Below are 25,589 nucleotides of genomic sequence, written 5' to 3' on the forward strand. Positions count from 1 at the left end.
AGCATAAGCCAAGGCTAAGCCAGGCAATTTTCAGGCGGGTAGAGGTAGGCATGGAGGATCTTAACGAGCTAGGAGGAATACAATAAGTTTGGATTTACGGTCCCTAAATATATCAATTGCCGATCAATAAACCAACCGAAAGGTACCTAAGCGCGAAGAGTAAGTCCCGGTTAATTTCCTGAAGGAAGGGGTCTTTTTGCTCTTAAGGGTAGTACTATAGGAAATAGAAACGGGTTGATGAAACAGAGAATGCTTCTATTTCTGGTAGTACCGGCTTTTGTGCTCATTTCTTTCCGGGCTAGCCGGGCGGTGAACGATCCCTCCATCGGGGTGCAGCCTACGGTGGATTATTTTGTAGCCAATACCGCCACTTTCACCCAATCGACCCAGGAACTACTAGAAGCCGTACGAATACTGAATTCCGATCGTACTTCCGTCTTATATGCGCGCAAGAAGCTGGCCGAATGCCGACTGAGCTTTAAACGAGTCGAGTTCTTTACGGACTATTTTTTTCGTAGCGAAACCCGTCTGTACAATGCCGCGCCGGTTTTTGAGGTAGAAGAACCTACCCTGGAGCTGGTAGAACCCATGGGCCTGCAACAAATCGAGAGCTTGCTTTATGAGGCGGACGTACTGGCCAACCAGCCGGAGCTGGTCATGCAGGCCGAAGCGCTGCACAGCTCGGTCCGGGACCTGAAAACGTTACTCTACCAGTTTGAAGCCACCGACGCCCAGATCCTGGAAAGCCTGCGCATCGAGCTGATCCGCATCATGGCCTTGTCGCTGTCGGGCTACGACGCGCCCCTGCTCAAAAGCGGCGTCAGGGAGGCTACGGAGGCCACCAAGTCCCTGCATGTAATCCTGCAACCGTACCTCCGGCAAGAGCCTATCCATGGCCCCGCCCTGCACGAGCTGCTCCTGGAAGCCACGAAGTACCTGGCTGCCCACCCAGACTTCGACACCTTCGACCGGCTGGGGTACTTTACCCGCTTTGCGCTGCCGCTCCAGAAAAAGCTCGGCCAACTCATCCGCGCCCTGAACCTGGACCTCAACACCACCCAGCACCTAAACCACCAGGCCGAGCATCTCTTCAGCCCCGATGCCTTCAAAAACCTGGGGCCAGGTACCCGCTCCGATTCGCCTAGCGCGCTGGATTCGTTGGGGAAAATGCTTTTCTCCGACAAGGTACTTTCCGGCCCGGGCTCCACCAGCTGTGCCAGCTGCCACCAGCCCGACAAGTACTTTAGCGATAACCTTACTAAAAGTCCCTCGCTCCATCCCGACTCTACGCTAAAACGAAATACCCCCAGCCTGCTCTACGCCGGACGGCAACACCTGCTGTTTTGGGAAGGCCGAGCCGCCAGTCTGGAAGAGCAGATCAAGGAGGTACTTTTCAATCCGTTGGAAATGGGCAGCAGCGCCGAGGTACTTGCGGGCCGGATCAGGCAGCAGGACGCCTATCGCCCGCTGTTTCGGGCGGCCTTTCCCCACAAAGCTCCGGCCGAAAGGGGCGTAGAGGAAGTCGCGGCGGCCATTGCCGCTTACCTGGGTAGTCTGGCCCCCATGAACTCGCCCTTTGACCGCTACCTCCGGGGCGACGAAAAAGCCCTGACCGACGCCCAGATCAACGGCTTCAATCTCTTTATGGGAAAAGCCCAATGCGGTACCTGCCACTTTATTCCCTACTTCAACTCCCTGCTGCCTCCGCTCTACGATGTATCGGAGGTGGAAGTACTGGGTACCCCCGCCAACGATGACCCCGACCGCCCCCGCTCCGATCGCGATCCGGGTCGTTACGCGCTTTTTCAGATGCGCTACTACCGAGGGGCCTTCAAAACGCCTACGGTACGGAATGCCGCCAAAACGGCTCCCTACATGCACAATGGCGCTTTTGCTTCCCTCCACAGCGTCATGGAGTTTTACAACCGGGGCGGCGGCCGCGGGCTGGGACTCGCCACGCCCGACCAGACTTTACCCGCTCAGCCTTTGGGACTCACAGCCACCGAAATAGAGCACCTCATTGCTTTCATTGATTCACTTACCGATTCCCTTGATTACTAATTCCATTACTCATGCAAACACCCTTTAAAATCCTCCTGCTACTTCTGCTGCCTTTGATGGCGGTTTCCCAATCGAGGCCGCTGCCCAAACCTACCAGCAAGCACCTCAAAGGCATTCAGGCCGAGCTGATCCGTGGCCCTTACCTGCAGATGGCCACGTCCACCAGCATGACGGTACGCTGGCGTACCAACGTCTACGACCGCAGCCGCGTACGCTATGGCCTCAGTAGCGATGAGTTAAAATGGCAAACCGACGACTCCACGCTGGTTTCGGAACACATCGTAAAGCTTACCGGCCTCCAGCCCTACACCAAGTACTACTACACGGTAGGGAATCTGGCAGATACCACCCTCCAGGGCGACGAAACCAATTTCTTTTACACCCTGCCGGAAAAAGACAGCGAGCAACTGATCCGGATCGCGGGCTTTGGCGACTGCGGCAACAACTCCATCAACCAACGAAAGGTACGGGATGAGGTGGTGAAGGCCATTGGCGACAAGCCCCTGAATGCCTGGATTTTAATGGGCGACAACGCCTACTCCGACGGGACGGATGCTGAGTACCAGTCCAAGTTTTTCAATAACTACAAAGACAACCTGCTGAAGAACTACCCGCTGTTTCCCTGCCCCGGCAACCACGACTACCGCGACTTCCCCTCGGCGTCGGCCTCCGACCAGTACAAAATGGCCTACTTTCAGAACTTCACCATGCCCACGCAAGGCGAGTGCGGCGGGGTACCTTCCCGTACGCAGTCCTACTATTCCTTTGACATCGGCAACGTTCATTTTCTGTCGCTGGATTCGTACGGGCCTGATTTCAAAGGGCTTTACATGTACAACGAAGGCGAGCAGGTGGAGTGGGTAAAAAAAGACCTCGCCGCCAACAAAAGCCAGTGGGTAGTAGCCTACTGGCACCACCCGCCCTACACCATGGGCTCGCACAATTCGGATACGGAAAAGGATCTGATCAGTATTCGGGAGAATTTCATTAAAGTACTTGAAGAACAGGGGGTGGATCTGATCATCTGCGGCCACAGCCACGTCTACGAGCGCTCCCGCCTCCTGAAGGGCTACTACGGCATGGAGGCCGATTTTGACTCGAAAAAGCACGAACTAAGTACCTCCAGCGCGCTCTACGACGAAAGCAAGAATTCAGCACCCTACTTAAAAAAATCACAAAACAACCAGGGCACGGTGTACGTGGTGAGCGGCTCGGCGGGGGCGCTGGGAGGGCACAAGCCCGGCTACCCGCACAATGCCATGTACTACTCCAACAACGAAGTAGGCGGAGCCGTGATGCTGGAAGTAGAGGGCAACAGGCTGGAAATGAAATGGATCTGCTCCGACGGGCAAATCCGGGACCACTTCACGATGATGAAAGACGTCAGCAAAGCCGAAGAAGCGATTCTCAAAAAAGACAAACGACTGGACCGCCACAAAAAAGTCCAGTAAGTACCCCCTAAAGGTACCTCGTAGCCCACGCTCACGAGGTACCTTTAGGCCCCGGTAGTTCAAACAAAGTACCCCCGAAAGTACCCCAGTTACAAGGTACCTTCGGGGGTACTTTTCGTTAATCAATAAGCTTAATGGAAATGTTTTTTTCGGAAGTACCTACCTCGAAGGCGCAGTCGTTGAAGCTGGGAGCTGACACCCGTGGTCGGAAATTATTACTAAACCCAAAGGGCTCCTTGGGGTACCCTACCATGTTTTTATCCATCTTGTCGTTGTTATTGACGTCGTGGTAAATGGCCACGGCGTAGCGGCCCGGTGGTAGCTCAAAACGTACCTGCTGATCTCCCGGCTTCGGGATGGGTACTACTTTGAAGAAGTCCGGCTTGGCGGTTTCGGAGGCAAATTGGGCCGTGGGCTTATACACCCCTACCCGAAGTACCCCTCCGCTTCTTTTCAGGTTGGTTACTTCTACCACCAGGGTACTTGCGGCTGGCTCTGCGGGTAAGTTATTCATAAGCAGCAAGGTAAGGCACAGGCCCATGAGGGAAAGGCTGTAATTCATGGTTATTTTTTTGTGGGTTAAAAAGAAAGATCGCCGGCTAGGGGGTACCTAGTCGGCGATCCAAGCCTATACGTAAGGCGGTGAAACACTACATATTCACCAGCCCCAAGATGATAAACACCACCCCGATTACCCCCACGATACTGGCTACCCAGTAGAAGCCGGGAATCAAGGAAAGCAGAATGGCTACCGCGATCAGGATCAGACCGATGCGGAGGTCGCGGTTCAGCGCTTTGGCCGCTTCGGGGCCCATGTGCTGTTTGATGGACTTATCGGCCATTTTCTTGGCTTTGTTGATCTGCGCCTGGGTGGGCTGAGCCGCCTTGGCATCCGCTTTTTCCAGCATGGTTTGTACCTTCTGGATCTGGTCGGCGATGGTAGCGTTGGTCATCAGCTTCTGGCCCTGCGTGGTAGCCAGGGCGCGGCTAAGGTCTTCGTTGAGTTGTTTGGGGGTACTTTTCCAAAGTACCTCTGGCGCTTTGGTGGGCTGAGCTTCCGGCTGAACGGCCTCTGGCTGAACCGCTACGGCGGGCGCTTCGCTTTCCTGCATGGTCATGCGGGTGGCGGGGGTACTTTCTTGTTCAGGAGCAAGGGTACTTTCTTGCACGGGAGCGGCTTGATCTACCTTCGTGGCTCGTTCCACCTGCGTGAGGTAGCCTTGGGTTGGCATTTGGTTGAACACGGGGTACTGACGCGCGCAGCCGCCGAGCAGCAATGTGGCTCCAAGCAGGCACAGGGTAATTTTCTTTTGCATAAGGATGGTACAGTTGAATGAATAATCGGGATTGGGAAGCATGAAAAGTATGCCACCTACCCTATACGTATCCGGACCAATCCTTCGGGGCCTTTTTTCCCCATGTTGTACAAAAAATAGTCTTATGTACTCGCTATGCCTTATTTCAAGGGTACGCTCCGGCCCGTGCGGGCGGACTCTTTGGCGGCTTCCAGGATTTCCACTACGGTTATGTTAATGGGTAGTTCGTAGAGATCGTTGGCCTCCAGCGTCAGTCGGCCCTGCACCACGTCGGCCAGTACCGAAAAGGGATCTTCAAACGGGGCCGGGCGCGGCGTGAGCGTCAGCTTTTCTTCGGGCTCCTTCTCCCGCAGGCGCTGCCGCACCGTGAGGCGATCTACGGCCACGGCGTAGCCCTGGGTACCGTACACTTCCATGTCTTTACGGCCAAAAGGCCAGTTCCACGAAGCCTGGATCACACACTGCGCGCGCGGGTACTGCAGGATAACCGTGGCTTCGTCGTCCACGCGGGCGTAGATGTCGGGCTTGTTTTGCTGCGTCACGGCCGTGACCGACTGCGGCCGCTCGCCCCGCATGAGCCAGGTCATGAGGTTGGCCCCATAGCAGCCAAAGTCGTAGAGGGCACCCGCGCCGTTTTGAACCGGGTCGGTCAGGAAGGCCAGGAATTCCTTGCTCACGCCGATTTCCTTCGGGCCCTGGTGGCCGTCGTTCACCATCACTTTCCGGATTTCGCCCAGCTTCCCGGCGTTTACGAGCTCGGCCACGTACTGGTTGCTGGCGTACCAGGAGGTTTCGTAGTTGGTAAGTACCTTTATGCGGTGTTTTTGAGCCAGGGTCGCTATTTCCCGGGCGTCTTTCAGGGTAGTGGCCAGGGGCTTTTCTACCATCACATGTACCTTGCGTGGGGCGCTGGCCCGCACTACCTGCACGTGCTCGCTAATGGGCCCGAAAGCCGTCACGGCCTCCGGTTTTACGGCGTCGAGCATTTTTTCGAGATTATCGTAAAAGAGCTCCGGAGCCAGGGCGTAGCGCTTGATGAAGGCGGCCCGCAGTTCGGGATTGGTTTCGTAAATCCCCACGAGCTCGATGTCTTTTTTGTCTTTTCGATTAAAGATCCAACCGATATGCCCGTGGCTGATCCCCGCCACGGCTACCCGCAGGGGCTTTTGGGCCCGGAGATCGGTCAGAAGCAAAGTACCTAGCAGCAGCCCGAGGGCTAGGGGTCGAAATACACTACGGGAGAGTCGCATAGGCTGATGACGCGGGATTATTGGATTTAAAGTACCTTTTCTAAAAAAGACACCCGCGCCAGGTACCTACTGCATCCGGTCGATGACGTCGCGGATCACCTCCTGGAAGTACGCCCCGTTGTAGGGCCCGTACCAGCTCATGGTGACGGTCTCGTAGAGGTCGCGCTCAAAGTACCGGTCGTCGGTGATGTAGCCCGCGTAGCCGCCGTTGAAGCTCGTCACGATCAGGTCCAGTCCTTTCTGTTTGGCGTACCGGTCCAGCTCCGTCATGAGCTCACCCGAGAAGTCGCAAGGTACCCCCACCAGCAGCACGTTGCCCACACGCAAGGCCTTGATAAAGGTAGGATAATCTCCAAAAGCCCAGCGAAATACCCAGGATCGCAGCGCCCAGGTGGGGCTCAGGCGCGGCGTAGGCTCACGCAGCGGCAGCGGGATCGTCAGGGCCCGCAGGAAGGTACTTGGCTGGGGTACTTTGACGGTTTCGGCCGAAAGAATGGCCTGCTCTACGTTTTCGGCCAGGTTCTGGATGCGCTCAAAGTTGTTGGCTCCCTCGGCCACGGGCCCCATGCTGCCCACGGCCCCGGCCAAGTACAGCGCGAAGTCCTGGGTACCTTGTTCGAGCGAGTCGACCAGCGCGCCGGGGAAGTCGCGCGAGAGCTGCAAGTCGCGGTGGCTCAGCACGGTCGAGTGCGCGCCATAGGAGCAGAGCAACGCCTTGCGCCCGGTGGCGGTGGTGATCTGCAGCATCCGGATTTCGGGGTCGATGGTACCTTCTTCGCCCACCAGCCGGTTGCGAATATCGACGGAATCAACGGCTTCCTGGTAGGTGAGCGTGGCGGGAGCCAGCCGGTTGCGGGCTTCCTGAATGGCCTGAAACATGGCCTCGGCGAGGGTCTCCACGGTGTTTTCGTTGTACTTACCCGCAAAGAGTCGCCCCGTGACGGTATCGCCCCAGCCGCCCACGCTGTTGTGGCTGTGGGTAGCGCCCAGGTACACCTGCTCGAAGGGAATCTCGATGGCGGCCAGCTTGGCCCTCAGCCGCTCGGTGACCGTAGGGGGCACGATGAGCAGATCGGCCGCCAGGAGGGCCACGCGGGTAGCGCCGTTGTCCAGCACCAGCGCCCGCACGTACACCGAGTCGTGCACGGCCTCGTAAGGTTTGCCCCAGCGGTTGCCGTAGCCCGCCATGGGCGTGGGCTCGGCGGGGGTGATGTTGCGCTTGGCCCAGCCTACCCGCAAAGTACCTGCATTGGGCACGCTATCGGCTCCAGGTACCTGACCGATGATCTGCTTCCAGGCGCGGTAGTAGGGCATTTGCTGGTAGGGCGTGCGGTCTACGGTGGTGACGGTAGCGGCTACCAAAACGAGGAGAAGTACCAGCAGGCCAGCCAGTATTTTTAGCAAGATTCGGAGGAATTTCATGGAAGGATTTCGTTGACGCTACAAAAGTACACAGAACGTTTAGGCACAAAAGATACCATTATATTTATCCAAAGTACTACTTTGTTCCCTGAAACAAAAAAGAGGCAGGGTACCCTACGCCCCTACCCCTCTGCCCCACGCAAAAAAACGATCTCTTATGCGCCCGTATATTTTAGCCGAAACCAACTGGAAAGCCCTGCAAGATGCCACCTTCGAGCTGGCGATCCTGCCCTGGGGAGCTACCGAAGCCCACAACTACCACCTGCCCTACGCCACGGACGTCATCGAGGCCGACCACATTGCGGCGGAGTCGGCCCGGATTGCCTGGGAAAAAGGCGCGAGGGTGATCGTGCTGCCCACGGTACCATTCGGCGTCAACACCGGCCAAACCGACATCCTGCTGGACCTGAACCTGTACCCAAGTACCCAGCTGCTGATCCTGGACAACCTCGTGGAGGTACTTCAGCGGCAGGGCATCCGGAAGCTGCTGGTACTCAACAGCCACGGCGGCAACGACTTTAAGCCCCTGCTGCGTGAGCTCGGCGTCAAGTACCCCCAGGTGCACCTCAGCCTGTGCTTTTGGTTCACGGTGCTGGACCGCACCCGGTACTTTGAAGAAAAAGGCGACCACGCCGACGAGCTCGAAACCAGCCTGATGCTCCACCTGCGGCCCGACCTGGTGCTGCCGCTCGACGAAGCCGGTGACGGCTCAGCCAAGGTACCTAGCGTGGCGGCGTTTCGGGAAGGCTGGGCCTGGAGCGAGCGCCGGTGGTCGCAGGTATCGGCCGACACGGGCATCGGAAACCCCAAGAAAGCCACCGCCGAAAAGGGCGCCAGGTACTTTCAGGGCCTGACCGAAAAACTAGGTACGTTCTATTACGAACTTGCCAAAGCCGACCCGGAGCGGATGTACGAGTAAAGGGGGTAGCTGAGCGTCTACCTTGTGAACGTCTTTCTTTCCTTCACTAGCCAGTTACTTGCCTACCATGAGATGGATTACCCGAGAGCGCCCCAAAATAGACCGGCTGGCCTGCCCGTGGCTCATAAGGCGCTTCATTGACCCGGAAGCGGAGTTCTTTTTTGTCCCTTACGACCAGGTACTTCCCCAGGCTCAGGCGCTTGGTGCCACGCCGTTCGATCTGCCCGAAGTGGAGTTTACGCACTACGACGATCGCTGTACCTTTGATTATTTTCTGGAAAAATACGCCCTGGACGATCCGGCCCTGCATCTACTGGCCCCCATCGTCCGGGGGGCCGATACCGACGACCATACGCTGGCTAGTCAGGCGGCGGGTTTATGGGCCATTTCGGCCGGGCTGGCTTACAATACGCCCAACGACTACGAGCTGCTGGAAAAGGCCATGCCCATCTACGACGCCCTCTACAGCTGGGCCCGGTACCTACCCCACGAGCGCCACACCCAAAGCCCCACCGAGCGGCTTTTCCTGCGGGTATTTCATGACTACCTCCATAAGCCCCCGTCGGCCAAGACCAAGGTACCCAGCTGGGCTCAGGAGCTCAAAGCCATTATTCAGGATCAGATTGATACCAACCTGAGCCTGAGCCTCAAGGAGATTTCGGAAGGGCTCGATATTCACCCCGCCTACCTCTCGCGTGAATTTTCCAAGTACTTCAACAACCTTTCGTTTGGGGAATACATCCGGAAACTCAGGATCGAAAAAGCCCTGGAGCTGCTGAATAGCCCTTCCCATTCCCTCGCGGAGATTGCCTACCTTACGGGCTTTTCGGACCAGAGCCATTTTACCCGGGTCTTTAAGCGGCATACGGGCCAGAGTCCGGCTGAATACCGAAAAAATGTACCCAAAAAGTAAAATCCGTTCTAGGAGGTAAATTTCATGCTATACTTGTGGAGATCGGCCTGCTTACCATTGTGGATATTTTCTACCTACTACTCATCACCCTATGGAAGCACCCGTTTTACCGCTACAACCCACTTACCGGCTTGCCGAGCTGGTGCGCTACTTTCTCTGGCTGGGTACTTTAGGCTTTGGTGGCCCCATAGCGCTGGTAGGCTACATGCACCGCGACCTGGTGGAGCGCCGCCGCTGGCTTAGCGAAGAAGAGTATCGGCAGGGCCTTACGCTCGCCCAACTCGCCCCCGGCCCCCTGGCCGCTCAGCTGGGCATCTACCTGGGGTTTGTCCACTATGGCGTTTGGGGGGCTACACTAACCGGCCTGGCGTTTGTGCTGCCTTCCTTCATCATGGTCGTGCTGCTGGGTATGGCCTATACCCTTTATGGGGGCTTGCCCTGGATGCAGTCCGTTTTTTACGGCGTGGGGGCGGCCGTTATTGGCATCATCTCCCTTAGTGCCTATAAGCTTACGACTAAGGCGATTAGCCCACTCCGGCTCGAAGCCATGAAAGACCGGTGGCTTTTGTGGCTTTTCTTCCTGATCATGGCGGTCGTTACGGTCATTACCCAGCAGGAAGTAGTATGGCTTTTTATACTGATGGGCCTGGTTTACATGGCCGTTCAGGCTCCTCCCGCCTGGCTACGGCGCTCGGGCAAAACGATGTCCGTAGTGTTCCTTTTCCAGGCGGGCTTCTGGCAGTATGAACCCGACACCCTTTGGCAACTGGGCCGTTTCTTTGTCAAGGCGGGGGCGTTTGTGTTCGGTAGCGGCCTGGCCATCATTCCTTTTTTACAACATGGCGTGATCCATGAACACGGCTGGCTCAATGAAAAGCAATTTCTCGATGCCGTGGCGGTGGCCATGATCACCCCTGGTCCGGTGGTTATTACGGTAGCCTTTATTGGTTTTTTAGTAGCGGGCTTTCCGGGGGCCCTGGTAGCGGCCCTGGGCGTGTTTTTTCCGTGCTATGTATGTACGGTCCTACCCGCCCCTTATTTCCGAAAAATAGCCCACAATACCAGCATCAAAGCTTTTGTCGAAGGCATTACGGCTGCGGTAGTCGGGGCTTTGGTAGGCTCCGTATTCGTACTTGCCAGTCGATCTCTTTCGGACGTCCCTTCGGTGCTGATGGCGCTGGCTAGCATTGGGGGACTTCTTTCCGTAAAAAAAGCCAGCGAGCCCCTGATCATTCTGGCCGCGGCTCTGCTGGGCTTCATTTTTTATTATTCAGGCCGATAACTGTACGTTCTAACTCTTTACAGCATGAAAAAAAGCGTCTTCTTTTTACTGATTTTAGCGCTCCCGGCCTGGGGGCAGAAGCAGGTACATGACCAAACGCAAGCCTGGACGGGCTATTTTAACCAGACCCGCCTATCGGATCGTTGGGGCTTTTGGCTCGATCTTCACGCCCGCCGAACCGATTTCCTGGATCGGTGGAGTACGCAGATTGTCCGCCCGGGGGTAACCTACTACTTCAACGACCACCTGCGCTTCACCGCGGGCTATGCGTACGTAGCCCACCATCCCGCGCCGGGCCTTACGACGGTGCGCCCCGAGCACCGGCCCTGGCAGCAGATTTTGTGGACGAGCCGCAGCAAGCGCCTGCAAACCCAGCAGTGGGTACGGCTGGAACAGCGATTCAACGGCCGGGTCGTGAACGATGAACTTCAGGATGGGTACCTGTTCAACTGGAAATTCCGGTATTTGCTCACCTTGATGGTTCCGCTCAACCGCGATTACATCGAACCCCGTACGCTGTTTTTTGCCTTCAATGACGAACTTCACATCAACGCCGGCAAAAATATTACCTACAACTACTTCGATCAGAACCGCCTTTTTGTGGGGCTGGGCTACCAGTTTTCCAAGTCGGTCAACGCACAGCTTGGCTACATGAATTTGTTTCAGCAGCACGCCGCCGGAAACCAGTTTACGAATAATCACGTAGTCCGGCTTTTCTTCTTTCACAATCTGGATCTGCGTACTTCCAAACCCTAGCCAGGTACTTGGGTGATGCCTCCAGGTACCTACTCCAGGGCTTTTTCCATCACGTAGTCGTCCATGACGAAGCCCTGTCCGATGTCGATGGTCTCCTGGCCCACCTGCCTAAAGCCCACGCGCTCGTAGAACTGCACGGCCCGGTTGTGGCGGTTCACGTTCAGGGCCAGGTACTGGTCGCCGTGGGTGCGGGCGGCTTTTTCCACGTGCTCCAGCAAGGCCCGACCCACGCCTTTCCCCTGCTGGTTGGGCAGGAGGTAGATCTTGTGCAGCTTGGTGCGCGGCTGCGCCTGGTAATGTACTTCGTAGGAAGCATACCCTACCCACTGGCCGGTGTCGGTATCCCGCGCCAGCAGGAATACGTGCCCCTTTTCCTGCGCTTGCCGCTCCAGGGCAGACGGGCTGTACATCCAGTCGAGCATGTAGGCGATTTGCTCGCCCGACAGGATGTGCCCGAAGGTACTGGGCCAGGTGCGGTGCGCGATGTCCTGCACCAGGGGTAGTTGCGAAAGCTCTGCTTCGGTGATTTCAATCATGCCGTAATGCTTCAGGTTATTTTTGGGCAAAGAAAAGCTTTCTCCCCCAATAATAAAGTACCTCTTTGCCCCTACTCCACCTCCACAAGCTGCGATTCTTCCGAAGTGGCTACTAGCACCGGCTCTACCTTGGGCGGCAAGAGCTTGTACAGCACGGGCGTCACGATGCGGGAGAGCAGCGTGGAGCTGATGAGCCCGCCGATCAGGACCCAGGCCAGGGGCGAGTACAGCGGATTGCCCTCCATGGCCAGCGGCGTGAGCCCGCCAATGGCCGTCAGTGACGTGAGTACGATCGGCACGAAACGGATCTCACCCGCCTGCTGAATGGCCGCCAGCAAAGGTACCCCTTCGGCCCGGAGCTGGTTGGTAAAGTCTACGAGCAGGATGGAGTTCTTGACCTCGATCCCGATGAGCGCAATCAGCCCGATCACGGCTACGAACGACAACGGGTACCCCACCAGGTACAGCGCGCTGAACGCGCCGATCATCCCCAGCGGAATCACCGACAGCACGATGAGCGAACTTTTGAAGGTACCAAATTCCAGAATAAGTACCCCCAGAAACCCGAAGGCGGTGATCAGGATGATGGTACCCAGTCCACCGAACGACTTGTCGCGGGCTTCCAGCTCACCGGCCGCCTGGTAGCCAAACGCCGCCGGGAAGGTATATTGATCCAGCTTCTTAAGTACCTGGCCGTATACGTTATCCACCAGGTAGCCATTTTTTACGTAGGCCGTGATGGTCACGTAGCGGTCTTTGTCGTAGTGTCGGATCTGGTTGGTGGTACTTTCAAATTGCAGCTCGGCGATCTGCCGCAGAGGTACCGCGCCGCCGGTGAGAGTATTGACATACACGCTGTTAAGTACCTGCTGGTCGGCCACTTTGCCCTTGGGTAGCGTGACGTTGATCAGGTAGTCGTCGCCTTCCTGATCTTTGAAGGTACCTACGTTGAGCCCCGCCACGGCCAGGCGGACGGTCCGGTTGACGTCGGCGATGGAAATCCCCAGCAACCCCGCTTTCTCCTTGTTGATCTTGACGCGCAGGTCGGTCTTGCGGTTGGCCAGGGGGTTATTGACGTAAATCGTACCGGGCGTGCTGCTCACGAGCCGCTCTACCTCGGCCGCTACGTGCCGGAGCGTGTCCAGGTCTTCCCCGAAAATACGAATGGCCACGGGCGCTTCGGTGTCAGGCCCCTGCTCGAAGTCCTTCACCTCCACGCGGGCGTTGGGTACCTGCGCCAGCTCCCCCCGCAGCTGATCGATGATCCGTTCCTTTTCGGCCGGGGGTACATCGTGCAGCTGCACAAAAAACTCGGCGTAGTTGGTGGCTTCCGAGCGCTGGATCACGTTGTAGTAAATCCGCGGATTGCCCTTGCCCACGTTGGTGGTGGTGTACTTGACCTCCGGTGTTTTTTTTAGGGCCGCCTCCACGGTGCGCGCCAGACGGTTGGTTTCTTCCAAAGAGGTACCTTCGGGCGTTTCCAGCGTGATGCGGAACATGGGTTTCTCCGATTTAGGAAAAAGCCCAAACCCGATGATCTTGGTAAGTCCCAGCGAACCCACAAAAAGCCCCAGCGCTACCAGCAGCGTGGGTAGCGGGTGGCGCAGCGACCAGTGCAATAGCTTACTGTACGAGCCACTGATGACTTTTTTGAGCGCCCGAAGAAAGATATTGCCCTCGGGGTTGTGGCTTTCTTTCAAGATTCGGCTGCTGAGGAAAGGTACAATGGTGAGCGACACCACCATCGAAGCCAGGATGGTCATGGTGACGGCCATGGGAAGGCTACGGATGAAATCGCCCGAGGCCTCGGGCAGGAAATTAAGCGGCAAAAAGGCCAGTACCAGCGTGATGGTGCAACCAATCACGGCCAGGGTGATTTGCTTCGTAGCCCGCACCGCCGCCTCGCGCCGCCCGTAGCCGTCGCGCATCCAGCGCTCGATGTTCTCTACCACCACGATGGAGTCGTCGACCAGGATTCCCAGCGCTACAATGAGCCCCACAATACTGAGCTGGTTGATACTAAAACCCAGGTAGTCGATGGCCGCCAGCCCGATGGCCAGCGACAGCGGGATGGACACCATCACTACCAGCGCCGCCCGAAAGCCCAGCGGCAACAGCGTGAGCGACACCAGGAAGATGGCAATGGCAAAGTCTTTGGCAAAACGGCCCAGCCGCTTGCTCACGCTCTCGGCCTGGTCGAAATTCTTCACCAGCTCGATGTGCGGTGGTAGGGTTTGGGAAAATTGCTCCACCACCGGCCTGAGCGCCGCCCCTACCTGCTCGATGTTCTGTCCTTCCTTTTGTGCGGCCGTTACGAGTACGCAGCGGTGGCCGTTTAGGCGCGTGATGTGGGTTTCTTCGGCGTAATCGAAGCCCACCTCGGCTACGTCTTTAAGGTAGATGATCTTTTGGCCGTTGGTAGCCACGATGGTGTTCCCGATCTCGGCCAGCGACTGGTAGTCGCCGGAGGTCTTGACGTTGAAGCGGCGGGTACCCGCCTGGAGGCTCCCCCCCGGAATGGTGGTATTTTCGGCCTGCAAAGCGCCCAGGACGCGGTTGACGGCAATGCCTTCCTGCGCCATTTTTTCGAGCTGCAACGCTACCCGCACCGTACTGGCCGGGTAGCCCCAGTCGGCTACGCTTTTGAGGCTTTTCACCTTCGAGAGCTCCTCGCGCAGGCGCTCGGCCTGATCGCCCAGCTCCTTGGCCGAAGCCGTCTCCGAAAGCAGCGCCAACTGTACAATGTTGACGTCCGTGGGCGAAAAGCGGCGGATCTCGGTCCGGAAAATATCGGCGGGTAGTTGGCTTTGTAGTGCTCCTACTTCCCGCACGATTTCCTGGTACTTTTCGTCGGGATCTTCGCGGTATTCGTACTCGATCTGTACCACCGCCAAGCCGTCGTCGATGTTGGTTTTGATGGTTTTGACGTTGTCCAGCGCGCTGAATCGCTCTTCTACCTTATCTACCACCAGCTCTTCCATGTCCAGGGCGTCGGTACCGGGGTACACGTAGATCACCGCAAAGGTGGGCGCAAAGAACTCGGGATCTTCGCCGCGGGGCATGTTCAGCAGGGAGTTGAGCCCCAGCGCCACTACGCCCACAAACAGCACCAGCATAAACTGCCAGTTTTTGACGGAAAATTCGGAAAGGTTCATCGTAATGGTTTCTTGGTATTTTTTAAAGGAAAGTACCCCCGCTGCCTAGCGCAGATTGATTTTGGCGTCCTCGGTCAGGAAGGCACTCCCCGCCGTGATCACTTCGCTACCGGCCTCCAGGCCCGCTTCCAGCAGTACTTGTTGGCCGTCCAGGTACCCAATCGTGACGGGTACTTTCCGGGCCTTGCCCTGATCATGGACGTATACAAAACCCTGACGCCCAGTACCTTCCACTAGCGCCTCCACGGGTACTACCACGTAGCTCCGGCTTCGCGACGACTGAAGCTCCACCTGCGCAAAGAGCCCGGTAGCCAGCCGGTTTCCGGCGGGGGCTATACGTACTTCTACTTCGTACAGTTTATTGGTCGGATCGGCCGCTTGGGCCAGCTGCGTGACGGTACCCTGAAAGGTACTTTCGGGGTAGGCGTCCAGCCGGATGGTGGCTTTGTCGCCCACGCGCAGCCGCGCCCAGTCCCGATCCGACACGCCTACCCGCACGACCCAGTCGTTGGGCTGCGTCGACGACACCACCAGCACCGGACTCCCGGCTCCGGCCAGCTCGCCTTCGTTCATGAGCTTACGGGTTACGGTGCCGTTCAGGGGCGAGACGATGCGGGCGTGTGCCTGGTTGAACTGCGCGATCCGCAACTGCTGCTGCGCCAGGTCGAAGCCCGTGCTGGCGTTTTGCATCTGTTCTAGAGTAGCGGCCGTGTCGCGCAGCATGTTTTGTACCCGTTTCAGGTCACGCCCGGCTTTATCGGCCGCAAACTGCGCCTGGCTCACCTGCGCGTCGATTTCGGTCATATCCAGCGTAGCCAGCAGCTGTCCCTGCCGCACGGCCTGCCCTTCCCGCACCAGCACACGCGCCACCATTCCGCCTACTTTAAAGGACAGACGGGCTTCTTCTTTCGAAGCCACGGTACCCGCCACCACAATAGGCTCCGTGCGGGTTTCCTCGGTTACTTTCACCGTCCGGACGGGTACCACCGCCTCGTCGGGCTCCTCCGTTTTGGGTGCTTTGCTGGGCTGGCAGGCGGCTACCAGCAGTAGGCCCAGCAGGGTATTGATCATCCAGGCACTTTTCATAACCATCTCTATTTAAGTTTTTTAAAAACAATCATTTGTAAAAAAAAAGGTACTTGGCCGGGTAGCGTCCTGCTCGTGCACAGGGAGCGATTGGCTACAAAAAGAAAAAGTGTGTATAGTGTGTAGCGTTAGCCCCGTACTACCGTAGGGTTCTTCCTAGCTTTTCTACCTGCCGCAGCCACGAAAGCCGCACCTGCTCTTTCGAGAGCCGCACCGGGCCGAAGGTGGTAGTGCGCACGGGTTTGATACCGCAAAATTCCAACGTCATTTTTTTCATGGCGTGGTAGGTAGGCCGTCCGTTGACCAGCCAGTAGTACCAAGCGGGCTGATCCAGCGTGCTGATGATCCGCGCCGTTTTGCCTACCAGGAGCTTGTCCCACCATAGCGAGCCAGGACGGTGTTTGAAGGCAAATCCGGGCAGAAACGTGCGGTCCAGGAAGCCCTTCAGTAGAGCGGGCAAGCCGCCCCACCACACCGGGTACACCCACACTAGGTGCTCAGCCCAGCGGATGCTCTCCTGCGCCCGGAGCAGATCTGGCTCGAGCTCGGTCCGCTGGCGATAGCCGTGCCGCAGGTTAGGATCAAAGTCCAGCTCGGCCAGGGTTATTTCTCTAATGTCGGCACTCGTTTGGCTAGCGCCCCGTCGGTAAGCGGCCGCTAGGGCGGCTCCCAGGCTTTCACCGTCGGGGTGACCGTTGATAATCAATACTTTCTTCATGGCAAGGCACTGGTTTTGTGGAGCGTGGCCGTCTTGATAAGTACCTCGTAGCGGGTTAGCGACTGCCGCAGACGGGCCGTCTGCACGTCGTTTTGGGCCTTTAAGTATTCGATCAGCAGGGCGTTGCCGTTACGGTAGCGGCTATCCACAATCTTGAAGTACTGCTCGGCCTTGGTCAGGCCCTGGGTAGCCGCTTGCCACGACTGTCGGCTGGCCAGCAGGTCCTGCTCGGCCTGGATCACCTGCAGCCGGATCTGGTTTTCTAATTCTTCGTACTTGGTTTTGAGTAAATCGGTCTGGATGCGGGCCTGCTGAATCTTGGATTTACGTTCGTATCCTTTAAACAAATCCCAGCTCATCCCTACCTGCGCGATGCCATACTCCTGCCCTTTGAAGGTGTAGCCAAAACCCTGAAAACCCGCGTTGCCTCCCACAAACACCGTAGGGCGCTTGGCGGCCAGCTCGTGCAGGCGGATCGTCTGCTCCGAAGCCACCACCGAGAGCTGTAGTTGCCTGAGTTCCGATCGGTTACTCACGGCCAGCCCAGACCAGTGCTCCGTCGGAAGTAGCTCCGGCTCGGCCCTCTGCAAAAGGGTACTATCTACCCGGATCTCCTGGTTTAAATCCCGATTGAGCAGGAAATTGAAGTACGCGCGGGCCACTACGCTGTTTTTGGCCGCCTCAGCACGCTGCTGTTCGAGGGTACTTTGCTCGTACTCGGCGGCGTATACGGCGTCCAGGGTTTGGGCGTTGTTTTGCACCAGCTTCCGGTTCAGGCGTACCAGCTCGGCTAGGGTACCTTGGCTCCTTTCCGTAATCCGGGCTGCCTCCAGGCTCTGTAGGTACTGGTAGTACCCTACCTCAATGGCGTAACGTACCTCGTTTTCAACTACCCGCTGGCGGGCCTCCTGCGCCGAGAGCAGGCTATTAGTGATGAGGTAGTTGTATTGGATTTCCGGATTGTAAAGAGTGTATTGAATGGATAGCTTGGTATCGTGAAAATTAGTGGGAGCCAGGAGTTCGTTTACGTTTTCTACCTGCGGAAAGGTACCTCCCCCCTGCGTGAGCTCATTGAGCGTCCGGTAGACGGGATTGAGCAGGTCACCGACCGGGAACTGCAGGCGTCGCCCTCCCGCGGCCAGCGAGTAGGTAGGAGCAAAAGTGACGCGCGGGTAAAACAGCGCCTTGGCCTGGCGGAGTGTTTCGGCTACCTTAGCCACTTCACCGCTTTCTTGCCGGAGCGAAAGGTTGTTGCGCAGCCCTTCCTCCACGTAAGCGTTCAGAATCGGCGAATCCTGGGCCTGGGCCGACAGGCTCAGTACCACCAGCAAAAGTTTAGTCGCTTTAATCATAGTTCATATAATAAACAGTGTTCACACAATAAGCAAAAAAAATTCATTTCCCTACATTACCCAGATGCGTGTGCTTAAAGTCGCTGGGGTACTTGAGGCCGTAGCCCAGCATCCGGTCCAGGGCCGAGTGCCCAAACAGGATGATTCCGCTCAGCATCAAAGCCGGATGCCCCAACAGTAAGCCCAAAGTACCTACCACAATACCCAGGGCCTTGTGGTGAAAAAAGTTGTAGGTTAGCGCACCCAGGCGGGAATTGAAAGCATAACCTACCATGCTGAAATCAGGTACCAGGATGAGCGCCGGGTACACCCACCAGGCGTATTCCAGCCTACTGAACAGGAAAATGGACAGCAGCCACTGCGCGGCTTCTTCCGCTTTGAGCAGGTTTTTCATGGTACTTGTACTATTAAAGGGAATCCTTTATCATTTTTATAAAGAGCATGAACGACTGCTGAATACGCTCCATTTCCCGACCATCCTCAAACATATTCATGCGTTTTTTGAGATAAATAGTAACCAGGCCGTGCATGTAGCTCCAAATGGTAAGTGCCGTGTTTTCTACGTCGGTATTTGCTTTAAAGTACCCTGCCGCCACGCATTCCTCAATCACCCGCATGAGCAAGCCAAAGGACTTCATGCCATCCTCCCAGATTTCATCACGGCAAGCAAGGGTTTCCATGGGCGCTTCCATGATGAACATGAGGTCGTAAAACTCGGGGTTCGAAAGGGCATAGTGAATGTACTGGTGCCCCATCTCCACCAGCCGGGCAAAGGGATCAGTGATATTAACTACGACCGAAAGCTCCTGCATCATTTTGCGGAAGGCCTCCTCGTGCAGCGAAAACAGCAGCTCGTTTTTATCCTTGTAGTACAGGTAAATCGTAGCCGGGCTGTACTCGATGGCGTCCGCAATGGTCCGGATGCTGGTTTTTTCGTACCCTCTCGTCAAAAATACCTTTCGGGCCGCCTGCAAAATCAGCTCCCGCATCTCTTCCCGTTCTCTTTCTTTTCTTTCGTTGACGCCCATGAGCTACTTAAATTAACAATACAAACATACTAAACAGTGTTTATAAAACAAACAGATGTAATATTATTATTGTAGAAATTTGAAAAATATTTTGCCTACCCCCTAAAAATAGGGGTCTACCTACTTAGCCAGACCCTGCATCTTTGTGCCATCATACATCCACACTTGCTTTTTAGTTGTAACGTCCACATCATTAGTACTCTTAGCAACTATACACACACTAACTGCTTTTAGGTACAAGAATGTTAATTATTCACACCATTATTTCTATTCACACCATTTCTTAATTTTCTTTTCCTAAAATCCGTTATCATTAAAAGTACCATGCTGTTCTTTGCCGGTATCCCATCTCAGTAGCGCGCTTACATGAATGAATTTCCAATACGTATTTTAATTGCCGAGGATCACACCCTTTTTGCAGAAGCCGTGGGTCAGCTTTTTAAAAAGCTGCCTCAATATACGCTCGTGGGAATTTGTCAGAATGCGCACGAAACCCTTTGGATGCTTCAGAAACACGAAGTAGACATTCTCCTGCTGGACCTGAACATTCCGCAGCAGCGCATGGAAACTCCGCAGATGGGCGGCATCAACATTTTGGAACATTTGCGCAAGGATAGCTTGTGCAAGGCGCAAATCATTATTATTTCCAGCTTTAATGACTTTCAGTTAACTACCCTGGCGCTCCGGAAAGGCGCTTCGGGCTACCTCCTTAAGAACACGTCCTCGGAGGAACTCCTGAAAGCGATCGAAGAAGTACGAGCTGGGCGTATTTACCTGCAAAAAGAGGTAGCCAAGCAAATAAATGTCAAAGGCGAAACCGACGAAGAAGAGGCCCTGGTGGGGCTCTTGACGCCGCGCGAGAAGCAAGTCGCCAAGCTGGTAAGCCACGGGTTCACTAGTACACAGATTGCCGAAAAGCTCAACCTGACCAATTATACCGTCAACGAGTACAAAGACAAAGCCCAGCGCAAACTAGGGGCCAAAAACGCGGCGGATATGGTCCGGATTCTTTACCAGAACCGGCTCCTGGATAGCTAAATTCCCCGGCAGGTTCCCCTTAGTTTTCCAGCCGCACACCCGTCTGGACCAGGTTGGTAGCGCACTTGGCAATGATCCGGCCTTCCGCACTACTGATTTCGCACTCACAGTGAATAATATTGCGACCGGCCCGTACTACCCTGGCCCGCGCCGTAATCTCCTCACCCCGACGGGCCGGATTCAGAAAGTCACAATTGAGATTGACCGAGGTATAGCCAAACTCCCGGCCCAGCGCAAATACCATCGCCCCCACTACCTCATCCATGATCGCCGACGCTGCGCCCCCGTGCAGTACGCCCATGGGGTTGGTCATGTCTTCACGTATGGTAAAGTCCACCACCATAGCCCCAAAGCTTACTTCGCGCAGCGTGCCGTTGAGCCAGCGGCCCAAGGGCGAGATACTCGTACTCATGTCGTTCCCGATTTGGGTACGAAAAAACTCCAGGCGAGGATTCATTCCGGCGGCGTCAGTCATGCCAAGTTAAGATTTAGCCAAACGTATACTAAGGTACTTTTGAGGTCCTAAAAATAGGAATAATTATAGAATTACGAGTCAAAAAGTGTTGAATCCCTGTATTTTATTGCTACGTATTAAAGGTAATTGCTACCTTTGGGCGTTTTTTGACACGCTGTATTATTGCCCCAATATATGAATTTTACATTATCACAAGTACCTGACCGCACCGCGAAGCCCCGTGAGCAGGGAATTACGATGGTTATGGATAAGGGATTGAGTCCGCGCGAAATAGAGGACATGCTCTCCATTTCAACCCCCTACATCGATATTGTTAAGTTAGGCTGGGCTACCTCGTTCGTGACGCCCAATCTGGATGAGAAGCTGGCCGTGTACCGGAGCGCTCAGATTCCGGTTTATTTTGGAGGTACTCTTTTCGAAGCTTTTGTGGTACGGAATCAGTTCGACGACTACCGCCGCCTGCTGGACCGCTACGGGTTGCAGTATGCGGAGGTTTCCGACGGGTCGATGGATATGCCACAGGATGTAAAATGCGAATACATACGCACTTTGGCTCAGCAGGTTACGGTGTTGTCGGAGGTAGGGTCTAAGGATGAAGAAAAGATTATTCCGCCCTACAAATGGATTCAGCTCATGCAGTCGGAGCTGGATGCCGGGGCCTGGAAGGTCATCGGTGAAGCCCGGGAAGCCGGGAACGTGGGCCTCTTCCGGGCCAGTGGCGAAGTACGCCAGGGGTTGGTCGAGGAGATTCTGACGCAGATTCCCTTTGATAAAATACTGTGGGAAGCGCCTCAAAAAGCCCAGCAAGTGTGGTTTGTAAAGCTGCTGGGAGCCAACGTAAACCTGGGCAATATTGCCCCTAACGAGCTCATACCGCTGGAAACAATTCGGCTGGGATTGCGGGGGGATACTTTTACGCATTTTCTGGATCAAGATACCATCCAGGAGTGGAAAATGACCCCAAAAAAATAGTCGTTCACACCCCTGGCCTCCCAACTCTTATTTCAATTGCTTTCTATTCCCTTTTCATAGTTTGAACTAACTTAAAAACACATGGAATTTCTCACACAGGTTCTTGACTTTTTTCTTCATTTGGATAAGCATCTGTTTGCTATTGTGGAGGAATACGGTACCCTTACCTACCTGATTCTTTTCCTGATTGTATTCACCGAAACCGGTCTGGTGTTTATGCCTTTATTGCCCGGTGACTCGCTGCTTTTTGCCACGGGAGCCCTGGCGGCTTCTACCGGAGCCCTGAATGTGTGGTTTGTGATTGTGCTATTGATTGTAGCCGCGCTGCTCGGGGATAACGTCAACTACTTTGTGGGCAAGTACCTGGGCCGCACCATTCGGAAGCGAGAGCGCATCCTGTTTTTTAAGCGCGAGTACCTGGAACAAACCGAGGCTTTCTACCTCAAACATGGCGGAAAAACGGTCATCATGGCCCGTTTCATCCCAATTGTACGCACGGTAGCGCCCTTTGTGGCCGGAGCCGGAAGCATGAACTACTCAAGGTACATTGTGTACTGCATCATTGGTGCCCTGCTGTGGGTACCTTCGCTCACCATGCTGGGATTCTTTTTTGGCAACATACCTTTTGTCAAAAACAATTTTGAGATTGTCATCTTTATCATCATTGGCATCTCGATACTACCCATTATTTGGCAATTTGTAAAGACCCGTTTTCTGAGCCCCAAAACGGCTTAAAAACGTTTTTTGTCCGTCGGCCCAAAACCTTATCCTATTTCGGGATAAGGTTTTGGGTTTATTTTTGTCGTTATTCGTTCTTTTTAAAAACCGCTCCATGCTATTTAAGCGGCGGTTTCGTTGTACCACTAGCCCCTTCACAATGAATCTGTACGGCCTCATAGGCTACCCGCTGACCCACTCTTTCTCGAAGCGTTTTTTTACCGAAAAATTCGCCAAGGAAGGCATCTCCAACAGTCGCTATGACTTGTTTGAAATGAACTCGGTGGATAGCTTACCCGATTTACTTACTAAAACCCCCAACCTAAGGGGTCTTAACGTCACGATTCCGCACAAGCAAGCCGTGGTGCCGCTGCTGGACGATCTGGACGAGGCGTCAGCCGGGCGCATTGGGGCGGTCAATACCATTAAGATTTTTGCTGACGGTACCACCAAAGGGTACAACACCGATTACTACGGATTCCGGCAGTCGGTGGAGGAATGGCTGGATCGGCGGGGCGAATCCCAGCAAAACCTTAAGGCATTGGTACTGGGCAACGGGGGTGCCGCCCGGGCGGTTAAGGTAGCCCTCAAAGATATGAAAACCAGCTACAAGGTTGTCTCGCGCCAGGAGGGTGAGGATAGCCTCCGCTATGAGGATATTACCGAAGAGATAATAGATACCTACCGGCTGATCATCAATACGACTCCCCTGGGCATGTACCCCAACACCGAAGAATGCCCGCCCCTTCCGTACGACCGGCTCACGCACCAGCACTTCCTCTATGACCTGGTGTACAATCCGGTGGAGACGCTTTTTTTGAAGAAAGGGGCTGAAAAAGGGGCCATTACCCAAAACGGCCTGAAAATGCTTTACTTACAAGCCGAGAAAGCCTGGGAAATCTGGAATAACGACGAAGATTTATGGAATCGTTGATTCTTACCAACGCTACGTTATTTACGGGCGATGAGGTACTTGAGACAAAAGCCCTCTGGCTGGAAAATGGACTGATCAAAGCCTTGATTGACCCCCAGGAGCTACCGGCGGGAATTCCCGTACGAGACCTGGCCGGTGCACGGCTGATCCCGGGCCTGGTCGACTTCCAGCTGTACGGAGGAAGTACTGGCTTTTTTACGCGCGACTTATCCGTGGATTCGCTGGCCAACATGTACCAGACCCACCTCCTGGACGGCACCACGACGATCGTACCTACCCTCTTTTCTACTTCGCTGGAACGCATCCTGCGCGCCATCGAGGCCGTCCAAACCTACTGGAACCAAGGCCTGCCGGGTGTAGCGGGGCTGCACGTGGAGGGCCCCTACCTCAACCCGAGCAAGCGCGGTGCCCATAGCCCGGCGATGGTCCGTCCGCCCTCGGACCGGGAGCTGGATGTGTTGGCAGAGAAAGGGAAGGACGTGATCAAGGTGATGACCATCGCTCCGGAATGCTTCGACGACGCGCTGCTGGCGCGGCTCCAAAAAACGGGCTGGGCCATTTCTGCCGGGCATACCGACGCCACCTATGAGCAGCTCAACCGGTACTTTGACCAGGGCTTTCACCTGGCTACGCACCTCTATAACGCCATGCGGCCCTTCGAAGGCCGCGAGCCGGGCGTGGTAGGTACCCTCTTCGACCGGCCGGACGTGCACGCGAGCATCATTGTGGATGGCTTCCACTGCGACTACGCCTCGGTTCGTATTGCCAAGAAGCTACTCGGTGAGCGCCTGTTCCTGATCTCGGATGCTACCTTTGCCCACTATACGGGCGGACGCCTGGAACTGGAAGGTTTTACCCTTAACTACGACGGGCAGCGCTTTGTCAACGACGAAGGTCGCCTGGCCGGATCGGCCATTACGCTGCTGGAGGCCGTAAAAAAGTGCGTTGAGCAGGTGGGTATCGAACCCGCGGAAGCCATCCGGATGGCTACGGCCTACCCGGCCCGGCAGCTACAGCTCGACCACCGCCTGGGGTACCTGCGCCCCGGCTACGAGGCCAACCTGGTGGCGCTTAGCGCCGACTGGCGGGTGCAGGAGGTATGGGTAGCCGGGCAGAGTCAGGCTCCGGATTTACGGTAGTAGGTCCATAGATCTTCTTGCACCTGCTCGTGGGCGCGCAAGGTACCTTGTGGCAACGGTGCCCGAATGCTTCCGCCCCTTTTCTGGGTACTTTGGCAGCGGCGGATTTCGTCCCAAAGGCCTCGTTCTAAGAAAGCATTTAGGATGGTAGCGCCCCCTTCTACCAGGACCGACTGGATGTTACGGAGGTACATCTGATGCAGTACCTGATCTATTTCGTGTTCGTGCGTGCCCGGCTCAAGACGTCCGTATGCGATCGGGTGCGGAGTGGAGTCCAGGTACCTGGCGGGTACTTTGTCCAGGGCGGAGCTGCGCTGGTACCCAAGTACCAGCGTGGGCTGGCGGCCATCAAAAAGGTGCAAGCTGGGCGGGAGGCTACCGCGGCGGTCGAGCACCACCCGAACGGGATTCCGACCCGCCCAGCGGCGCACGTTGAGTTGGGGGTTGTCTACCCGCGCAGTGGTAGTACCTACCAGAATGGCATCCTCCTCCGAGCGCCACCGATGCACCGCTACTCCCGAAAGTTCCCCACTGATGGGCAGGGGCTTTCCATCCTCACCGGCCAGGTAACCATCGGCGGTCTCGGCCCACTTCAAAATCACGTAGGGTCTTTTTTGGCCAAAAAAAGTAAAAAAGCGACGGTTTAGCTCCGCACCCTCTTCCTCCAGCAATCCCTCTTCTACCGCAATCCCGGCGGCTCGGAGCCGGGCTACCCCTCGCCCCGCCACCAGCGGATTTGGATCACCCTGGCCAATAACTACCCTTTGGAGGCGCTTTTCCACCAGTAGATCGGCGCAGGGGGGCGTTTTGCCGTAGTGAGAGCAAGGTTCGAGCGTCACGTAGGCGGTGGCTCCGGCCAGCAGGTGCTCGTTTCCCCGGCCTATCGCGTCCCGAACGGCCTGTACTTCGGCGTGCGGTCCGCCGTACTGCTGGTGCCAACCTTCCCCAATAATGGTTTCGTCGTGTACCAGCACACAGCCTACCATCGGATTGGGGCTTACCTGACCCAGGCCGTATGCTGCCAGCTGGAGAGCTCGTTTAAGGTACTTCAGGTCGCTATTCATGCGTC

General features: G+C 55.9%; 24 protein-coding genes. 11 read left to right on the forward strand and 13 right to left on the reverse strand.

Features of this window, described 5'->3' with window-relative positions; all coding sequences use genetic code 11:
* The first annotated feature begins 237 nt into the window (after window positions 1–237).
* Window positions 238–2,061, forward strand: a complete 1,824-nt coding sequence (locus tag HNQ92_RS12210) for a cytochrome-c peroxidase (RefSeq protein WP_184174299.1) — start codon at window positions 238–240, stop codon at window positions 2,059–2,061.
* Between the two features lie 11 nt (window positions 2,062–2,072).
* Window positions 2,073–3,512, forward strand: coding sequence for a purple acid phosphatase family protein (locus HNQ92_RS12215; protein WP_221307435.1), 1,440 nt, complete (start codon window positions 2,073–2,075; stop codon window positions 3,510–3,512).
* Window positions 3,513–3,630: 118 nt separating this feature from the next.
* On the opposite strand, the gene HNQ92_RS12220 is transcribed toward HNQ92_RS12215, so the two are convergent.
* The 4 genes from HNQ92_RS12220 to HNQ92_RS12235 all read right to left on the reverse strand — a co-directional run bounded on the left by HNQ92_RS12220 (window position 3,631) and on the right by HNQ92_RS12235 (window position 7,500).
* Window positions 3,631–4,074 (reverse strand): DUF2141 domain-containing protein, encoded by a 444-nt coding sequence (locus HNQ92_RS12220; protein WP_246440002.1) that lies wholly within the window; start codon window positions 4,072–4,074, stop codon window positions 3,631–3,633.
* A gap of 88 nt (window positions 4,075–4,162) precedes the next feature.
* On the reverse strand, window positions 4,163–4,828 hold the full coding sequence (locus tag HNQ92_RS12225; RefSeq protein ID WP_184174300.1) for an RAD23 family protein: 666 nt from the start codon (window positions 4,826–4,828) through the stop codon (window positions 4,163–4,165).
* Between the two features lie 140 nt (window positions 4,829–4,968).
* A complete protein-coding gene (locus HNQ92_RS12230) occupies window positions 4,969–6,078 on the reverse strand; it encodes a Gfo/Idh/MocA family protein (RefSeq protein WP_184174301.1) in 1,110 nt (369 codons plus the stop codon).
* Between the two features lie 66 nt (window positions 6,079–6,144).
* Window positions 6,145–7,500, reverse strand: coding sequence for a neutral/alkaline non-lysosomal ceramidase N-terminal domain-containing protein (locus HNQ92_RS12235; RefSeq protein ID WP_184174302.1), 1,356 nt, complete (start codon window positions 7,498–7,500; stop codon window positions 6,145–6,147).
* A gap of 157 nt (window positions 7,501–7,657) precedes the next feature.
* Here HNQ92_RS12235 and HNQ92_RS12240 point away from each other — a divergent pair, with 157 nt between their 5' ends.
* From HNQ92_RS12240 to HNQ92_RS12255, 4 genes are all read left to right on the forward strand, one after another.
* Window positions 7,658–8,419, forward strand: coding sequence for a creatininase family protein (locus HNQ92_RS12240; protein ID WP_184174303.1), 762 nt, complete (start codon window positions 7,658–7,660; stop codon window positions 8,417–8,419).
* A 67-nt stretch (window positions 8,420–8,486) separates the two neighbouring features.
* Window positions 8,487–9,332 carry a chromate resistance protein ChrB domain-containing protein gene (locus HNQ92_RS12245; RefSeq protein ID WP_184174304.1) on the forward strand — a complete coding sequence of 282 codons (846 nt, stop codon included), beginning with the start codon at window positions 8,487–8,489 and terminating at the stop codon, window positions 9,330–9,332.
* Between the two features lie 91 nt (window positions 9,333–9,423).
* A complete protein-coding gene (locus HNQ92_RS12250; RefSeq protein ID WP_184174305.1) occupies window positions 9,424–10,614 on the forward strand; it encodes a chromate transporter in 1,191 nt (396 codons plus the stop codon).
* Between the two features lie 24 nt (window positions 10,615–10,638).
* On the forward strand, window positions 10,639–11,370 hold the full coding sequence (locus HNQ92_RS12255; protein WP_184174306.1) for a DUF2490 domain-containing protein: 732 nt from the start codon (window positions 10,639–10,641) through the stop codon (window positions 11,368–11,370).
* Between the two features lie 29 nt (window positions 11,371–11,399).
* Here HNQ92_RS12255 and HNQ92_RS12260 read toward each other — a convergent pair whose 3' ends face one another.
* The 7 genes from HNQ92_RS12260 to HNQ92_RS12290 all read right to left on the reverse strand — a co-directional run bounded on the left by HNQ92_RS12260 (window position 11,400) and on the right by HNQ92_RS12290 (window position 19,245).
* Window positions 11,400–11,906 carry a GNAT family N-acetyltransferase gene (locus HNQ92_RS12260; RefSeq protein WP_184174307.1) on the reverse strand — a complete coding sequence of 169 codons (507 nt, stop codon included), beginning with the start codon at window positions 11,904–11,906 and terminating at the stop codon, window positions 11,400–11,402.
* Between the two features lie 71 nt (window positions 11,907–11,977).
* Window positions 11,978–15,061, reverse strand: coding sequence for an efflux RND transporter permease subunit (locus HNQ92_RS12265; RefSeq protein WP_184174308.1), 3,084 nt, complete (start codon window positions 15,059–15,061; stop codon window positions 11,978–11,980).
* Window positions 15,062–15,106: 45 nt separating this feature from the next.
* Window positions 15,107–16,153 (reverse strand): efflux RND transporter periplasmic adaptor subunit, encoded by a 1,047-nt coding sequence (locus tag HNQ92_RS12270; protein ID WP_246440011.1) that lies wholly within the window; start codon window positions 16,151–16,153, stop codon window positions 15,107–15,109.
* 133 nt (window positions 16,154–16,286) lie between these two features.
* Window positions 16,287–16,865 (reverse strand): NAD(P)H-dependent oxidoreductase, encoded by a 579-nt coding sequence (locus HNQ92_RS12275; RefSeq protein WP_184174309.1) that lies wholly within the window; start codon window positions 16,863–16,865, stop codon window positions 16,287–16,289.
* Window positions 16,862–18,217, reverse strand: coding sequence for a TolC family protein (locus HNQ92_RS12280; RefSeq protein WP_184174310.1), 1,356 nt, complete (start codon window positions 18,215–18,217; stop codon window positions 16,862–16,864). Before HNQ92_RS12280 ends, HNQ92_RS12275 begins: the two co-directional genes overlap by 4 nt.
* Window positions 18,218–18,260: 43 nt before the next feature.
* Window positions 18,261–18,611, reverse strand: coding sequence for a DUF4260 domain-containing protein (locus HNQ92_RS12285; RefSeq protein WP_184174311.1), 351 nt, complete (start codon window positions 18,609–18,611; stop codon window positions 18,261–18,263).
* 13 nt (window positions 18,612–18,624) lie between these two features.
* On the reverse strand, window positions 18,625–19,245 hold the full coding sequence (locus HNQ92_RS12290) for a TetR/AcrR family transcriptional regulator (RefSeq protein WP_184174312.1): 621 nt from the start codon (window positions 19,243–19,245) through the stop codon (window positions 18,625–18,627).
* Window positions 19,246–19,611: 366 nt separating this feature from the next.
* Here HNQ92_RS12290 and HNQ92_RS12295 point away from each other — a divergent pair, with 366 nt between their 5' ends.
* Entirely contained in the window at window positions 19,612–20,283 is a 672-nt protein-coding gene (locus HNQ92_RS12295) for a response regulator (RefSeq protein WP_184174313.1), read from the forward strand.
* A 19-nt stretch (window positions 20,284–20,302) separates the two neighbouring features.
* Here the strand turns inward: HNQ92_RS12295 and HNQ92_RS12300 are convergent, their stop codons facing one another.
* Window positions 20,303–20,758 (reverse strand): PaaI family thioesterase, encoded by a 456-nt coding sequence (locus HNQ92_RS12300; protein WP_246440013.1) that lies wholly within the window; start codon window positions 20,756–20,758, stop codon window positions 20,303–20,305.
* A gap of 174 nt (window positions 20,759–20,932) precedes the next feature.
* Between HNQ92_RS12300 and HNQ92_RS12305 the strand changes: the two genes are divergently transcribed.
* The 4 genes from HNQ92_RS12305 to nagA all read left to right on the forward strand — a co-directional run bounded on the left by HNQ92_RS12305 (window position 20,933) and on the right by nagA (window position 24,520).
* Window positions 20,933–21,730 carry a phosphosulfolactate synthase gene (locus tag HNQ92_RS12305; protein ID WP_184174314.1) on the forward strand — a complete coding sequence of 266 codons (798 nt, stop codon included), beginning with the start codon at window positions 20,933–20,935 and terminating at the stop codon, window positions 21,728–21,730.
* An 81-nt stretch (window positions 21,731–21,811) separates the two neighbouring features.
* On the forward strand, window positions 21,812–22,465 hold the full coding sequence (locus HNQ92_RS12310; RefSeq protein ID WP_184174315.1) for a DedA family protein: 654 nt from the start codon (window positions 21,812–21,814) through the stop codon (window positions 22,463–22,465).
* Between the two features lie 142 nt (window positions 22,466–22,607).
* On the forward strand, window positions 22,608–23,381 hold the full coding sequence (locus HNQ92_RS12315; protein ID WP_184174316.1) for a shikimate dehydrogenase family protein: 774 nt from the start codon (window positions 22,608–22,610) through the stop codon (window positions 23,379–23,381).
* The gene (nagA, locus tag HNQ92_RS12320; protein ID WP_184174317.1) at window positions 23,369–24,520 is read left to right on the forward strand and encodes an N-acetylglucosamine-6-phosphate deacetylase; all 1,152 of its coding nucleotides are present in this window, start codon (window positions 23,369–23,371) and stop codon (window positions 24,518–24,520) included. The genes HNQ92_RS12315 and nagA overlap by 13 nt, the downstream gene beginning before the upstream one ends.
* Here the strand turns inward: nagA and ribD are convergent.
* Window positions 24,499–25,584, reverse strand: coding sequence for a bifunctional diaminohydroxyphosphoribosylaminopyrimidine deaminase/5-amino-6-(5-phosphoribosylamino)uracil reductase RibD (gene ribD / locus HNQ92_RS12325; protein ID WP_184174318.1), 1,086 nt, complete (start codon window positions 25,582–25,584; stop codon window positions 24,499–24,501). The two genes, nagA and ribD, sit on opposite strands and share 22 nt — an antisense overlap.
* Window positions 25,585–25,589: the final 5 nt, after the last annotated feature.

This window comes from Rhabdobacter roseus (assembly GCF_014202275.1).
GTDB lineage: Bacteria > Bacteroidota > Bacteroidia > Cytophagales > Spirosomataceae > Rhabdobacter > Rhabdobacter roseus.

Excerpts from the sequence above, each read along its gene's own strand:
- HNQ92_RS12210 (WP_184174299.1), top strand. The coding sequence starts at position 238 with ATGAAACAGAGAATGCTTCTATTTCTGGTAGTACCGGCTTTTGTGCTC.
- HNQ92_RS12215 (WP_221307435.1), top strand. The coding sequence starts at position 2,073 with ATGCAAACACCCTTTAAAATCCTCCTGCTACTTCTGCTGCCTTTGATG.
- HNQ92_RS12220 (WP_246440002.1), bottom strand. The coding sequence starts at position 4,074 with ATGAATTACAGCCTTTCCCTCATGGGCCTGTGCCTTACCTTGCTGCTT.
- HNQ92_RS12225 (WP_184174300.1), bottom strand. The coding sequence starts at position 4,828 with ATGCAAAAGAAAATTACCCTGTGCCTGCTTGGAGCCACATTGCTGCTC.
- HNQ92_RS12230 (WP_184174301.1), bottom strand. The coding sequence starts at position 6,078 with ATGCGACTCTCCCGTAGTGTATTTCGACCCCTAGCCCTCGGGCTGCTG.
- HNQ92_RS12235 (WP_184174302.1), bottom strand. The coding sequence starts at position 7,500 with ATGAAATTCCTCCGAATCTTGCTAAAAATACTGGCTGGCCTGCTGGTA.
- HNQ92_RS12240 (WP_184174303.1), top strand. The coding sequence starts at position 7,658 with ATGCGCCCGTATATTTTAGCCGAAACCAACTGGAAAGCCCTGCAAGAT.
- HNQ92_RS12245 (WP_184174304.1), top strand. The coding sequence starts at position 8,487 with ATGAGATGGATTACCCGAGAGCGCCCCAAAATAGACCGGCTGGCCTGC.
- HNQ92_RS12250 (WP_184174305.1), top strand. The coding sequence starts at position 9,424 with ATGGAAGCACCCGTTTTACCGCTACAACCCACTTACCGGCTTGCCGAG.
- HNQ92_RS12255 (WP_184174306.1), top strand. The coding sequence starts at position 10,639 with ATGAAAAAAAGCGTCTTCTTTTTACTGATTTTAGCGCTCCCGGCCTGG.
- HNQ92_RS12260 (WP_184174307.1), bottom strand. The coding sequence starts at position 11,906 with ATGATTGAAATCACCGAAGCAGAGCTTTCGCAACTACCCCTGGTGCAG.
- HNQ92_RS12265 (WP_184174308.1), bottom strand. The coding sequence starts at position 15,061 with ATGAACCTTTCCGAATTTTCCGTCAAAAACTGGCAGTTTATGCTGGTG.
- HNQ92_RS12270 (WP_246440011.1), bottom strand. The coding sequence starts at position 16,153 with ATGGTTATGAAAAGTGCCTGGATGATCAATACCCTGCTGGGCCTACTG.
- HNQ92_RS12275 (WP_184174309.1), bottom strand. The coding sequence starts at position 16,865 with ATGAAGAAAGTATTGATTATCAACGGTCACCCCGACGGTGAAAGCCTG.
- HNQ92_RS12280 (WP_184174310.1), bottom strand. The coding sequence starts at position 18,217 with ATGATTAAAGCGACTAAACTTTTGCTGGTGGTACTGAGCCTGTCGGCC.
- HNQ92_RS12285 (WP_184174311.1), bottom strand. The coding sequence starts at position 18,611 with ATGAAAAACCTGCTCAAAGCGGAAGAAGCCGCGCAGTGGCTGCTGTCC.
- HNQ92_RS12290 (WP_184174312.1), bottom strand. The coding sequence starts at position 19,245 with ATGGGCGTCAACGAAAGAAAAGAAAGAGAACGGGAAGAGATGCGGGAG.
- HNQ92_RS12295 (WP_184174313.1), top strand. The coding sequence starts at position 19,612 with ATGAATGAATTTCCAATACGTATTTTAATTGCCGAGGATCACACCCTT.
- HNQ92_RS12300 (WP_246440013.1), bottom strand. The coding sequence starts at position 20,758 with ATGACTGACGCCGCCGGAATGAATCCTCGCCTGGAGTTTTTTCGTACC.
- HNQ92_RS12305 (WP_184174314.1), top strand. The coding sequence starts at position 20,933 with ATGAATTTTACATTATCACAAGTACCTGACCGCACCGCGAAGCCCCGT.
- HNQ92_RS12310 (WP_184174315.1), top strand. The coding sequence starts at position 21,812 with ATGGAATTTCTCACACAGGTTCTTGACTTTTTTCTTCATTTGGATAAG.
- HNQ92_RS12315 (WP_184174316.1), top strand. The coding sequence starts at position 22,608 with ATGAATCTGTACGGCCTCATAGGCTACCCGCTGACCCACTCTTTCTCG.
- nagA (WP_184174317.1), top strand. The coding sequence starts at position 23,369 with ATGGAATCGTTGATTCTTACCAACGCTACGTTATTTACGGGCGATGAG.
- ribD (WP_184174318.1), bottom strand. The coding sequence starts at position 25,584 with ATGAATAGCGACCTGAAGTACCTTAAACGAGCTCTCCAGCTGGCAGCA.